Origin of the sequence: Sphingobacterium sp. JB170 (assembly GCF_900163865.1) — a bacterium.
Classification (GTDB): Bacteria; Bacteroidota; Bacteroidia; order Sphingobacteriales; family Sphingobacteriaceae; genus Sphingobacterium.
In genome coordinates this window covers 116,919-130,789 of record NZ_FUKU01000057.1, presented here as the reverse complement: position 1 = coordinate 130,789, position 13,871 = coordinate 116,919, and the positions used below count along the sequence as shown (strand labels likewise).

Annotated in this window: 10 protein-coding genes; 9 read left to right on the top strand and 1 reads right to left on the bottom strand. The window is 46.9% G+C overall.

Annotated elements, in window-relative coordinates:
- Positions 1-754: 754 nt before the first annotated feature.
- The 4 genes from FM107_RS14860 (at position 755) to FM107_RS14845 (ending at position 7,521) form a co-directional block, all read left to right on the top strand.
- A complete protein-coding gene (locus FM107_RS14860; RefSeq protein ID WP_256959563.1) occupies positions 755-4,267 on the top strand; it encodes a SusC/RagA family TonB-linked outer membrane protein in 3,513 nt (1,170 codons plus the stop codon).
- A gap of 18 nt (positions 4,268-4,285) precedes the next feature.
- Positions 4,286-5,656, top strand: coding sequence for a RagB/SusD family nutrient uptake outer membrane protein (locus FM107_RS14855; RefSeq protein WP_086949267.1), 1,371 nt, complete (start codon positions 4,286-4,288; stop codon positions 5,654-5,656).
- Between the two features lie 344 nt (positions 5,657-6,000).
- Positions 6,001-6,534 (top strand): isopentenyl-diphosphate Delta-isomerase, encoded by a 534-nt coding sequence (idi, locus tag FM107_RS14850; RefSeq protein WP_086949266.1) that lies wholly within the window; start codon positions 6,001-6,003, stop codon positions 6,532-6,534.
- A gap of 75 nt (positions 6,535-6,609) precedes the next feature.
- Positions 6,610-7,521: an EamA family transporter gene (locus FM107_RS14845; protein ID WP_086949265.1), complete on the top strand. Its 912-nt coding sequence runs from the start codon at positions 6,610-6,612 to the stop codon at positions 7,519-7,521.
- Between the two features lie 49 nt (positions 7,522-7,570).
- Here FM107_RS14845 and FM107_RS14840 read toward each other — a convergent pair whose 3' ends face one another.
- On the bottom strand, positions 7,571-9,058 hold the full coding sequence (locus FM107_RS14840) for a PLP-dependent aminotransferase family protein (protein ID WP_086949264.1): 1,488 nt from the start codon (positions 9,056-9,058) through the stop codon (positions 7,571-7,573).
- A 65-nt stretch (positions 9,059-9,123) separates the two neighbouring features.
- Here FM107_RS14840 and FM107_RS14835 point away from each other — a divergent pair, with 65 nt between their 5' ends.
- From FM107_RS14835 to bioA, 5 genes are read left to right on the top strand one after another with little or no spacing between them, the layout of a single operon-like run.
- Positions 9,124-9,756 (top strand): hypothetical protein, encoded by a 633-nt coding sequence (locus tag FM107_RS14835; RefSeq protein WP_086949263.1) that lies wholly within the window; start codon positions 9,124-9,126, stop codon positions 9,754-9,756.
- The gene (locus FM107_RS14830; RefSeq protein WP_086949262.1) at positions 9,728-10,843 is read left to right on the top strand and encodes a pyridoxal phosphate-dependent aminotransferase family protein; all 1,116 of its coding nucleotides are present in this window, start codon (positions 9,728-9,730) and stop codon (positions 10,841-10,843) included. The genes FM107_RS14835 and FM107_RS14830 overlap by 29 nt, the downstream gene beginning before the upstream one ends.
- A complete protein-coding gene (gene bioD / locus FM107_RS14825; RefSeq protein WP_086949261.1) occupies positions 10,836-11,453 on the top strand; it encodes a dethiobiotin synthase in 618 nt (205 codons plus the stop codon). The genes FM107_RS14830 and bioD overlap by 8 nt, the downstream gene beginning before the upstream one ends.
- A 4-nt stretch (positions 11,454-11,457) precedes the next feature.
- On the top strand, positions 11,458-12,462 hold the full coding sequence (bioB, locus tag FM107_RS14820; RefSeq protein WP_086949260.1) for a biotin synthase BioB: 1,005 nt from the start codon (positions 11,458-11,460) through the stop codon (positions 12,460-12,462).
- A complete protein-coding gene (gene bioA / locus FM107_RS14815) occupies positions 12,444-13,718 on the top strand; it encodes an adenosylmethionine--8-amino-7-oxononanoate transaminase (protein WP_086949259.1) in 1,275 nt (424 codons plus the stop codon). Before bioB ends, bioA begins: the two co-directional genes overlap by 19 nt.
- Positions 13,719-13,871: the final 153 nt, after the last annotated feature.

Here is a 13,871-nt window from a genome sequence, read left to right as displayed (position 1 = left end):
ATTTTGTCTTGGCAGAAATTACTTCGCTATAACAACATCTGTCCGCTTTATTTTGTTTTGTAAAAATTGAACGTAATGTTTAACAAATGTTGTTGAAATATACTTAGATAGTATGTTCGTTGCCTGTGAATTGGTAAGCGTTTATCGGTATATATGGCGCCTCAATTCCCGAACAAAACCCTCTCAGCGTTTACTTATGAGGGGAGTGTATGCTAGAAAACGATTCTTGTCCATTTTTGAAAGTGGAAAGCAGTTTTCACGCGTGCCCTTCCTAAACTTTCTTCCACTTCTACTGCGTAACGTGCGTCGTTTTGAAAACACACATTTTACTATGAAATTTTAACTTGGAATAACCAGGTAATTCTTGATTGTTTTTTGCAATTACAGTTAATGACTCCACCTCAAAGGAGGTATTCAATTTAATACGTGGGAAGATACTTTAACAATTCTATGATTTAGGAGGACAACGTTTTAATGATTAGTGAAGCGTTTGTTTTCTTGCTTATCCGCAGATAACATATTGTCAGACAATCGCTATTTATCTTTTTCTCTTATTTTCTTCTTTTGTGTTTTCAAATTCTTACTTAGTTTTAAAAAAAAACATAATTATCACAACAATTTTACAATGATCTCGTTCTTATTAGATATCACTATGTAACAAAAATGATATAAAAGATTTGTTGAATGAAAACAACCTACACTAATGTGTCTTAACAAGTCGATTTTTTCAGCATGATTCTTAATAACTTGATCTATGAAGCACGATTATTTTTTGCCAATTTCATTACTCTTGACGCTTAGCCTTTCCTACGAGCCTGCTAAAGCCAACGAAACAGAATATAAAACACATCCCCCTTTTATTTTAAATCCCGCAGCACGTTCCTTAACGCAAATTGACTCCATCGCGATCAGTGGAAAGGTTGTCGGTCCGCAGGGAGCGGCGATTCAAGGCGTCGTGATCACTGAGAAGGGGACAACAAATGGCGTTTTATCCGAGCAGGATGGCACATTTAAAATTTCAGCCGATCCAAACGGGGTGCTGGTCTTCTTAAAATCTGATTTTGCAGAGAAAGAAGTGCCGATAAACAACCAAAAAACAATGGAAGTCGCCTTAAGTCTCCCCGTAGCCTCAGACAGCGTGCAGGTGAGTACCCAAGAGACAGTGGCCGTTCCCGGTAGCAGTGCAGCTGTGCCCGATTCATCTATAACGGCAAATACTACTGACTCGATACCAGCTCCAGCGGTAACAGATTCCATAGGTACGAATGTCACTCAGGACAGCACCGCCGGTAATACACAGGAGCAAAATGCGATATCTGGCGTGGTGAGTGGTCCTTCTGGGCCATTGTCGCAAGTGACCGTAACCGTGCTGGAAACCAACGAATCGGTAAGCACGGATGCGGCCGGTAAATTTCAAATTGCGGCGGGCGCCAATAATACGTTAAGCTTTTCATCTGTAGGGTATACGACCGTTACGCAAAAGGTAGGCAATCGGACTGACGTACAGGCAGTTCTTGCGCCCGAGTCGAAGACTATTGAGTCGGTACAGGTAGTGGCCGTTGGATATGGCACAATGAACCGGGCGACACTGCCCACAGCCGTCTCCAGCATTGGGGCAAGTGAGATTGAAGATGAAGTCTTACCGAGTATCACCCAAGCGATACAGGGAAAAGCTGGCGGGGTGCAGGTTACGCAGAAATCAGGCTCGCCAGGTGGAGGGATCAGTATTCGCGTGCGCGGGACAACGTCGATCAATGCCAGTTCAGACCCCTTATATGTGGTGGATGGAATTCCGGTAAATAGTACGACAAATTTTACAGGTGGTTCGACATTCGATTTCGGAGGTGGTACGCAGGGTATTAACGTGCTTTCTTCGATAAACCCATCCGACGTGCAGTCGGTGGAAGTGTTGAAAGATGCTGCTTCGTCCTCCATTTATGGATCTCGCGCGGCTAACGGCGTAGTCCTAATTACAACAAAAAAAGGTACTGCCGGCGAAAGTAAATTTAATTTCAATATGTATGAAGGTTTTTCGCAGGTTCCTCGTGAAAGGTATTATGATTTTATGAATACCGAGCAATACCAAGACTATATGAAGGATTATTATGCGATCGTTCAACAGCAAGATCCCAATGCGACGGTACCCGAACAGATTTTTGCAAATCCTAACGTGAATACCGATTGGCAGGACGCTATTTTTAGGAATGCAGCAACTAGAAATTATGAGCTCTCGGCAAGTGGTGGAGGCGAGAAAACACAGTACTATACCTCTGTAGGATATATGAAACAAGGAGGGGTGCTGCGGGGGTCGGATTACAGTAGAATCAGTGGCCGCTTGAATTTAGATCATCAACATAGTGATAAACTACGGTTCTCCACCTCGATAAACCTTACCCGGGCAATCAATCATCGGGTTCAAGAAGAAAACTCGAAAGAAGGAGCTACCAAGAGCGGGATATTCTCTCCACCGAATTTGACCGTTTATGATGCCAACGGAAACTACGTGTACGATCAGGTCCGGGCAACGCGCGAAAATCCGGTCGCGATGCTCGAGCTTCCAACGAATGAAGCGGAAACATTTCGTATTCTAGCAAATGCAAGCGCCGAATATAATATCATGCCCGAACTACTTTTGAAAACTAGCTTCGGAACTGATATTAGTTTCATTGATGAGACCTTCTTTATGCCGCCTAACGGGCTCCGTTCGTACGCAGCGAGGGGTGGTATAGGTGCCCGCCGTAATACACGGGATCAACTTTGGATCAATGAGACAACACTTACCTACGATAAAACATTTGGAGACCACAGTTTTAACGCCCTTGCGGGTTTCTCCGTTCAAGAATCTCAGTTAGAGTTCGTGCATGCACAGCGGTCGAATTTCCCAAATAACGATATTCCATATATTTCCGCTGGAGGTGTCATAACCGGTGCAAATTCTTATCCCGAGGAGTGGGCGATAGCTTCCGGGTTTGCGCGTGCGACCTATGTATATAAGGATAAGTATATTATAAATGGAAATATTCGTAGCGATGGTTCTTCGCGGTTTGGAGCAGATAATCGCTGGGCGGTATTTCCATCATTAGCAGGTGCGTGGCGACTGTCTCAAGAGGACTTCCTTCAAGATTCAAAGTTCGTAAGTGACTTGAAGCTACGAGCTAGCTGGGGAGTAACAGGGAATCAGAATATTGGAAACTACGCCAGTCGCTCCCTGTACTCCGGTGGGAATAATTACATGGGTGTAGCTGGGTTTGTACCCAACGTTTTAGGCGATAAGGGTTTAAAATGGGAAACAACACGCCAATGGAATATCGGATTTGATGCCGGATTCTTCGATGACCGGATTTCAGTATTAGCCGATTACTACCATAAGAAGACAAGTGACTTGTTGATCGGGCTACCGATCCTGACGAGCTCGGGGTATATGAATCGATTCACGAATTCCGGCGATATCGAGAACAAAGGTTTTGAATTTGAACTAACGACTCGAAACCTAGTCGGCGAATTCAAGTGGACAACATCATTGAACATGACCTTTAACAGAAATAAGGTGCTCGCACTACCCGAGGGCTTGATGGATATGCGTGGTGGTGTCGGCGATTTGAACCGTGCGATCGAAGGGCAGCCCCTTGGTGTTTTCTATGGCTGGCAAGCGATGGGTGTTAACCCACAGACAGGTATGATTGATTACCTAGGGGCCGATGGATCAGCCGTGACGCCAACAGACTATAAAGACCATCATCAGATTGGCGATCCGAATCCTGATTTTTTTGGAGGCATTACCAATACTTTCGCATACAAGAATTTTGATTTGAGCGTGGCCGGGCAATTTACTTATGGCAACGAAATATTTAACTATAACCTAGCTTCTGGTCTAGAAGGGTTCAACCCTAGTTCGAATCCATTCGTTGACTTTGTAGACCGGTGGAAAAAGCCAGGTGACATTGCCGACATGCCACGGCCAGCGCCGGGTGACCTCAGCAATGGAGCGGTTTCATCGAGGTTTATTCAAGACGGCTCATTTTTTAGATTGCGAAACATCACCCTGGGATACACGTTGCCAGAGGCAATTACTGACCGAATTAAAATACAAAAACTACGATGGTACGTATCGGTCCAAAATGCGTATGTGTTTACTGGATATAGAGGGTACGATCCGGAAGTAAGCTCCAGCCATGGTGGAGCAAATACCGGGCTTATTTACGGTTACGATTACGGAAGTTACCCGCAACCACGAATTTTCACCACCGGAATTAATTTGACTCTCTAATTTCTTAAGCTTATTATAATGAAAAATAAACTATATATCTTATACGTCCTTACAATCGTTTCACTACTCACTAGCTCGTGTGAGAAATTCTTGGAAAAGGACCCTTTAGGTCAAATTGCCCAAGATGAATTTTTTAATTCGGAAACCAACGCCAACGCTGCGGTCATCGGCATATACAGAACGATGATGAATTCTTACTCATTTGGGCAATCGCTGGTCATTGTACCCGAGTTTTCCGCTATGCATGTGCGGCATTCAGCCGTTTTTCCCGAATACGAAAACTTTACAACGCATAAAATTCAGGCCGTTAATCCTTGGATTTCCAATATGTGGCAGGCTATCTACACCACGGTAAATGCAGCAAATCAAGTAATAGAAGAAGTGCCCTTAATGGATGAAACGTTGATACCTGAAGAAAAGAAGAACAGCTTTGTTGGAGAGGCTAAGTTTATACGCGCGTTAAATTACTTTTTTCTAGTAAGGGCATTTAATAAGGCTCCCTTAAAGCTTAATTATACCAAAGAAGGTGACGATATCGATGTCCCTGAATCGAGCAAGGAGGAACTCTATGCGCAAATCGTAAAGGATTTGACAGAAGCAATCGCGGGCCTTCCGGAAGAAAATCCGAATACGGGAGACGCTTCCAGGGGACGCGCATCACACTGGGCAGCGAAGGCGCTGCTCGCAAAGGTTTTATTGTATCAAGCCGAAATGACGGGGGATTATAACAAAGTGGCGGACTTAGCAAGCGAAGTCATATCCAGTGGCCAGTATGCTTTGGTATCGGACTATAGCACGATCTGGACAACACAAAATACAAATGAAGCAATTTTCGAACTGCAGTTTGACGATCAGGCAACCAACCCGCTTGCCGGAGTTGCTAATGACAATTCCAGCGTTTTGTTTTTTGCTAAAGATTCGACGATACTTGATCTTTATCAGGAGCAAGATAAGCGTAAGGACTTCACCGTGGCCAAAGGGAGTAACGGTAACTATTTTATGGGCAAATTTCCGAACTTTTCTCCCGCAAGTCAAAATTTGACGGTCATTCGCTTAGCGGAGCTTCTCCTCATACATGCCGAAGCACAGGCGCGGGTTGATAACGGAGTGAGCCAAGCAGCATATAGCTCTTTGAAGACTGTGCAAGACAGGGCTGGAACTACCGCTCCGATAGCAGAATATAGTGATCTCGAAACATTTATCACTGCCGTCCAGGAAGAAAAGGAACGCGAATTGATGTTCGAGGGAGAGACTTGGTTTGACTTCAAGCGTACGGGTCTTGCATTAAAAAAATATGATAACTTGACAGATGAGAATTTCCTACTATATCCGATACCTTCGGGTCAGATAGATTTAGGAACAGGCCTTACCCAGAATCCAGGCTACTGATAACAGGAGTTGCAGCGCCGCAGTGCTTTAAAATACAAGATTGCGGTGCCCGATTAATAGAGCAAAATCAGCGGTGTTTTCAATTACGAGAACGCCGCTGATTTCGTTATACGCTGGTTGGGCTCAAATGACTCTCATGTGTCGAACATGCATCATCAACCTATTCGATGACTTTGTTTCAAAAATCAATAAAATTTTGCCATTTTTGGATGAAGACCTTCGATTGAAAATTATGAATGCAAAACTTCATACGTGGTCTTCCGGGACGGCTGGTTAAAGGCGAGGGAATTGATACATAGCGCCACAAAATACAGGTCTTCAAATAACGCTCGAATTGGAAATAAATGGACAGAACAAAAGTTGTACTTGTAGATAATAACGATAACCCGCTCGGCGAGATGGAAAAATTGCTTGCGCATCAACAGGGACAGCTTCATAGGGCATTTTCCGTTTTTGTTTTTGATAACAGAGGTAGGTTACTGTTGCAGCAGCGTGCCGATCATAAATATCATGGTGCAGGATTGTGGACGAATACATGTTGTTCACATCCGCAATGGGGAGAAGACGTTGCGCTCAGTGCGCTCGAGAGATTGAAGTACGAGATGGGGATGTGTTGTGAATTGAAATTTTCACATTCATTTATCTATCAAACACCTGTCGAGAATGGCTTAATTGAGAACGAGTATGATTACGTGTATGTAGGAGATGCCAATGAAGACCCTGTGATTAATCCCATGGAAGTTCAGGATTTTAAATGGATGCCTATCGATGAGCTTCTACTGGATATTCGTAAAAAACCAGATATTTACACCTACTGGTTTAAAGTTGCATTACCTCTGGTGATTGCAGACCTTAAGGAGGGCGGCGATAATTTATAGCGTATTGAGAACGAAGATTTGTATACATTTACAGATTGTAAGGAGCGGTAAGTGCTTAGTTAGCGATACTAAAAAATGAAACACTATTTATCTGCCTTAATCGGATTTACGATCTGGGGAACATTTGCTCTTGTTTTAAGGCCTTTGGCCGGCTACCCGGCGCTCGATATACTGATTCACCGGGTGATTATTGCTTCGGTAAGCATTGTATTTGCGTGCTTTATTTTCCGAAAGCGGCAGACCCTTGCGAGTATCGATTATATAAGAAACGCTACCCGAGAGCAGAGGTGGAGATTGCTGGTAAATTTATTGTTGAGCGCTGTGATGCTCGGGCTTAACTGGTATATATTTATATACGTTATGAATGCTGTCAGTGTTAATGCTACCTCATTAGCATATCTTATTTGTCCAATTTTAACAACCGTACTTGCCCGTGTTTTTTTGCACGAAAAGCTCAATAAAGGGCAGTGGACCGCTGTTGTATTAAGTGGGGTGAGCTGCGTGATACTCGCCTATGGACATTTCCTGGATTTAATATACAGCATGACGATTGCCTTAACCTATGCTATTTATTTGGTGCTGCAGAAAAACAGTTTTAAGATCGATGGGTTCTTTGCCTTAACCATTCATATTGTTGTCAGTACCTTGCTGCTGTTACCCATACTGGCTGTTATTGACCCGGCCCTTCCGCGAACAAATACATTTTACGTTTTGGTAGCGGTGATTGCCGTGGGGTATACGATTGTTCCGTTGTTTCTTAATATTTACGCGTTAAAAGGTCTTGATTCGTCTATCGTGGCGACTTTGCTGAATCTGAATCCGATTATAAGTTTTTTGCTCGCTGTGTGCTATTACAAAGAGCCTATTAACATATTCCAGATTGCCGGTTTCGGACTTGTTTTTATAGCCGTAGTGATTTTTAACGTTGCTTATCTGTTTGGTAAACGGAGAAATAGCGTAAGAATTTATACCCATCCGGATGCCTGAAAGGCATTCGTGCTTTTGAGGCTTGGTGTCTTTATTTCAGATTTAATATTTAATCGGAGCTGTGTTCTTGAATCTCCTGGACGGATCGTTTTAAGGTAATAATGGCTAGGGTCATTTCCTGCATGTCTAAGTTGCCAAATCCGATCCGCATCGCGTTCACGTGTTTGTGCTCATAGAGTAAGGTTCTGGGGATAAACAGGTTGTTTTTCTGGGCCTGCTGACTCAACTTTAGCAAGTTGGTCCGGTTTTTCCACTTCACCCAGTAAGCAAGTCCGCCGGTAGGGATTTCAAAATCTACCAAGTGCCCCAATTCGCTGCTGAGTAGGAATGCCATATGATCGCGCCGCTCGCGGTATACCTTGAGTGACTTTTTGAGATGCCTATGTATAGCGCCTTCTTCGATCATTTCTCCGAGCGCATGCTCCATTAGTACGTCGCCCTGCCGGTCAATAATACCCAGGTATTTACGCATCTCGACCATCAGGTCTTGCGGTGCTACGACGAAGCCCGCTCTGAATCCTGGAGCGAGGGCTTTTCCAAACGACCCGACATAGATCACCATGCCGTGTTGATCATTGCTGGCAAGCGGCAGCAACGGTTTGTTGTCGTACTGGAAATCGTAATCATGGTCTTCCTCGACGATAATCATTCCGTAGTGGCGCGCCAACTGCAGGAGTTTCATGCGCTTGAGCACGCTTAGGCTCACTGTGGTGGGGTAATGATGCTGGGCACTGACGTAGATCATCCGTACCTTTTGAGTTTCACAAAGCTGCTCAAGGGCATCGATGTCGATCCCGTCGTCCTGCACGGGAAGGGTGCATATCGTGCTGCCCGATTTCTGAAAGATCATATTTGCTGAAAAGTAGGATAGCTCACCCACGGCAACAATATCGCCCGGCTGTAGGAGGATTTCCGAAATGATAAATAGGCTCATCTCAATGCTGCGCGTGATAAGCAGGTTGCCGGTGCCAATTTGTAAGCCACGTGAACTTTGAAGGTAAGCAGCTAGTTGCTCTTTAAAATATTCACTTCCCTCTTGATTGTAGTAGTCCATCTTCGAGCGGTTGCTTTTTCGCTTCATGTTGGCGCTATAGATTTTCGAAAAGTCCTCAATCTGCGTGAGGCGAATATCGGGGCTTCCATCATTAAGTATGTAAGTGCAGCTGGTCCGCTCGAAGGGGTTGTCAAGTAAAATAGACCTGTTGAATTCAAAGCCCGAGCGCTGTACGTAGGGGATTTTACTGGAATCCTTCGTGCTCATCTGGGGCAGGATGGAGGCCACAAATGCGCCCCTGTTGGCGAAGATTTCTATCCAGCCCTGCGTGTAAAGTTCGTCATAAGCGGCCGTAATGGTGTTGCGGTGAACCTCGAGCAGCGCGCTCAAGCGCCGGCTTCCGGGGAGCCTGATACCTGCCGGGAGCCACCCCTTTGCGATAGCGCCGATAAGCTGGTTGGCGATTTGCAAATAGATCGGAACGGAAAGTTGACGATCTATTGCTACATAAGTTTTGTATGGAATGTTATCCGGACTATTCATATTCTTCAAACTGGCACCATCGTACCGTCCGGTAAGATAGTACTTTTGGATAAATTAATACAAATATGAAATCTATTTTAGATAAAATTGTGCAAAATGACCTGTTGCATGGCAAATGGTTGAATACCCTTTCGTTTATGGAAAATGCCGGTGCACGCAAGATTTCGGCTTGTGAGGATATCACTAAAACGGGGATCATGCAACTTAAGCATGCTGCTGAGGAGCACCGCCATGCCTATTATTTAAAAAAGCAACTTGCTAAGCTCGGCCAGCATAATTTTGAATTTTATGACCCCCAGTCGATGCTTGGCGGTAGTGCTTCTATGCAATATTTACACCGGCTTGACGTTCTGAGTTGCCGGTATCTGAAGACGCACTTTGGCTTGTCGGGCGGCGCGCTTCGGTATGCTGCGTATCTTTTTGTGACCTACGCCATCGAGATGCGCGCCGATGTGCTCTACCCAATATACCAAGAGCTATTGACCAAATGGGACGCCAAGGTGAGCGTGAAGTCAATCATCCTCGAAGAAGAAGGTCACCTGCAGGAGATGATTACCGCCCTTAAGCAGTTTAGCGCCGACTGGGAAACGCATAGTGAAAAGATAATTACGTTAGAAAAGGACTTGTACGTGCAGTGGGAAAAAGCAATAGAAAAACAGCTCGCCAGCGATGAAGCACATACACCAGCGGTTAACTAGTAAGCTGCACCTTCGGGCGCAAAGGGGTAACCTTCGGGAGCTGCACGACCAAACGACCGGTATTGATTTCTATTCCAACGATTATTTGGGGTTTGCGCGTAGTACCGCATTGGCAGGGCAGTTGGCAACTCGGGTAGAGGAATGTTCACATTTGATGGGCGCCGGAGGGGCCCGGTTGATTGCCGGTGACTCGCCCATAATTACCCAAGTCGAAGAATTTATCGCCCATCAGCACCGCGTGCAGCGCGCGCTGCTGCTGCCCTCGGGCTTCGCAGCGAACCTATCGCTCTTTAGCACGCTTCCCCAGCGCGGCGACACGATTATTCTTGATGAACGGGTGCACCATTCGGTGTACCAGGGCTGCCGCCTTTCACATGCCAAGCGCTGGAAATTCGCCCACAACGATCTTCAGCACCTGAGCGATCTGCTTGCTCGTAGCAGCGGGCAGGTATGGATCGGCGTGGAGAGCCTGTATTCGATGGATGGCGATTTTGCGCCGCTCGAAGGGCTAGTGGCGCTCGCCGAAAAGTACGGTGCGGCGCTAATTGTCGATGAGGCGCATGCCATCGGCGTATTTGGATTAGGGCTGCTTGATGAACAAAATTTGCAAGAACGCGTGTTTGCGAGCGTGGTCACCTACGGCAAGGCTATGGGGCTGTGGGGCGCCACTATTTTAGGATCCCGCACGCTAGCGAATTACCTGATTAATTACGCAGGACCGCTGATCTATAGCACGGGCATACCGGACTTCCATGCCCTAGCCATCGAGCAGGCATACCGGTTTTTGGATCAAGAGGGTAAAAATAGCAGGGCAGAGCTCAAAGCGATCACCGATCACTTTAATACGTTAGATCTACCCTGCCTGGCTGCGCCAGAAAGTCCTATTAAGCCGATTCTCTTTAGCGATGTGGCTGCCATGGAGCGCGCCAGCAGAGATCTCAAGCAGCAGGATATCGTCTGCTACGGCGTGCGGCCACCGACCGTTCCCTCGGGGCGGGTCTGCTTGCGGATATCCTTGCACGCATTCAACCTCCGCAAAGAAACAATGGCGCTCAGTACAATATTAAAAAAACATATTTATGGATAAACAGTATTTTCTTACAGGTATCGGCACGGGTGTAGGTAAGACCATAGCGGCCGCGGCGCTAGCCAAGTATTGGGGCGCTAATTACTGGAAGCCTATCCAGTCTGGCGACCTGGATAGCTCTGACAGCATGCTGGTCGCTGAGCTGGCAGGCCCCGGGGTACATATCTACCCCGAGGTGCACCGGTTCAGCGTGCCTGCCTCGCCACATTATTCCGCCCGTCTAGAAGGGGTAGCCATAACCTTAGCGGACTTCCAGTTACCCCAAACGAATGGAGATTTAATCGTCGAGGGAGCAGGCGGGCTGTTGGTACCGATTAATGAAAGGGAGTTTATCATTGATTTAATCGCACACCTCGGGCTTGCCGTGATACTTGTCTGCTCGGATTACTTAGGCAGTATCAATCATAGCCTTTTGAGCATCGAGAGCTTAAAAGCGCGAGGGATCCCTGTAGCCTACCTGCTACTTAACGGAGAAGCTAATGCATCCACGCGCGCTATACTGCGCGAGAATAAACCCGTAGAAAGCAAAATTATAACGCTTCCAAAATTAGCAGCCATAAACCAACAGGGGCTTGAAAAGGCCCTAGAAGAACTAAAAATTGAACAGTAAAATAATGGAACAGACAAAAAAACAAACAACAAGACACGACTGGACCAAGCAGCAGCTGCTAGATATTTACAATCAGCCGCTGCTCGAGCTCGTATATCAAGCGGCGAGCGTACACCGTGAATGGCACGACGCCGATCAGGTGCAGATCTCGACGCTATTGTCGGTGAAAACCGGCGGATGTCCTGAAGATTGCTCGTACTGCGGGCAGGCTGCGCGGTACCACACAGATATTAAAGTGCAGTCGCTGCTGCCAACCCAGACGGTGCTGGCACACGCTAGCAAAGCCAAGGAGAGCGGCTCGACACGGTTTTGTATGGCGGCAGCATGGCGCGAGGTGAGAAACAACAGCGACTTTGATCGGATTATCGATATGGTAAAAGGTGTTAATGCAATGGGGCTAGAGGTATGCTGCACGCTCGGCATGCTCAGCAAAGAGCAGGCGGAGCGTCTGCAAGAGGCAGGTTTATACGCTTATAACCATAACCTAGATACTTCCGAGGAGTTTTATGATGAGATCATTTCGACCCGGAAATTCGATAACCGTATACAGACCATCGAGCATGTACGTAAAGCCGGTATCACGGTCTGCTCGGGCGGAATCATCGGGCTCGGGGAGACTGTTTCAGACCGCATTTCCATGCTCGCAACGCTTGCAAATATGCCCATACACCCAGAGTCGGTGCCGATCAATGCCCTAGCACGCGTGGCGGGAACGCCACTAGCGGACATGCCCAAAGTGGCGGTTTGGGACATGGTTCGAACGATTGCCACCGCGCGCATAACGATGCCCAGTTCCATGGTGCGGCTCAGCGCAGGGCGGATTGAAATGACTGAGCAAGAACAGGCATGGTGCTTTATGGCGGGGGCGAACTCGCTGTTCACTGGCGAGCAGCAGACGCTTTTGGTCACACCCAATCCGGGGGTGGATGAAGATATGCAGATGCTGCAAAACCTAGGGCTCAAGCCCATGACGCAAAGAAAGGAGACCGCATGCGCGAGCAATGGGTAAAGCGCGATGTAGCGGTCAACTGGCATCCATATTCACAAATGAAAACCAGCTTTCACCTGCCGATTGCTAGAGGCAAGGACGCCTATTTATACGATACTGACGGCAAGGCTTACCTGGATATGGTGAGCTCCTGGTGGGTGACTTTGCACGGACATGCAAACACTTATATCGCTGAAAAAGTATACGAGCAGCTGCTTTGCCTAGAACAAGTGATATTCGCCGGGTTTACCCATGAGCCGGCGATAACTTTGTCCGAGAGGCTGCTTGCGCTGCTGCCGGATAATCAAAATAAAATGTTTTATACCGATAACGGTTCTACGGCGGTCGAAGTGGCTCTGAAAATGTGTATTCAGTACTGGGTAAATAAAGGGAAAAAGAAAACCAAGATCATGGCGTTTACCGGCGGGTACCACGGTGATACTTTCGGCGCGATGTCGGTAAGTGAGCGCGGTCAGTGGACGGCGCCATTCGCCGATATGCTTTTTGAGGTGTTATTTATTGATCCGCCGACGGCCCAGAATCTACCCGCGCTCAAGCAACAGATAGTCCAGCACGCCGATGAGCTCGCATGCTTTATCTACGAGCCGCTCGTACAGGGAGCGGGCGGAATGCTGATGCATGAGCCGCAGCACCTATCCCAGCTTATGGACTACTGCAGCGCCCAGGGTATACTGTTGATTCAAGATGAAGTATTTGTCGGCTTCGGAAGGACGGGGACTCTTTTTGCGGCCGATCAACTGGATGCCCAGCCCGATTTGATGTGTTTTTCCAAAGGGCTCACCGGCGGGACGATGCCGATGGGGATGACCAGCTGTAGTGATTCGGTTTATCAGATGTTCTACTCGGAGGATAAAACAAGGGCCTTGTTCCACGGGCACTCCTTCACCGCGAGCCCCATCGCATGCGCCGCCTCACTGGCGAGTTTGGATCTGCTGCTTGATCCTCTCACCCGCAATAAGATTCAACAGATTTCGCGCAGCCATCAGGAGTTTGCGCGCGCACTGACTGGCCGAAAAGGAGTGCGGAATGTGCGTCAGCACGGAACAATAATCGCTTTTGACTGGGATACCGGCGGCGGCGCGGATTATTTTAATCAGATACAAAGCAAGCTTTATCAGGCTTTTTTAGAAAAGGGAATTATCCTTCGACCCCTGGGTAACGTGCTGTATATCCTCCCGCCATACTGCGTGGAACAAGCCGACTTACAGTATACCTATGAAACGATTTTGGAGTTACTCGATACAGGTAACCTTTAATAAAATGCTGTTGATTTTTCTGACGTTCGGATTGCTGATTTCCGGAGGTCAGAAAATTAATTCACTTAATTTATAGGGCGTTCGTAGCTAGTTGTTTAGCCCACTAACTGCCTGCATGTTTTTGCGTATCTAAGCAAGAGTTCGCAGATAAAT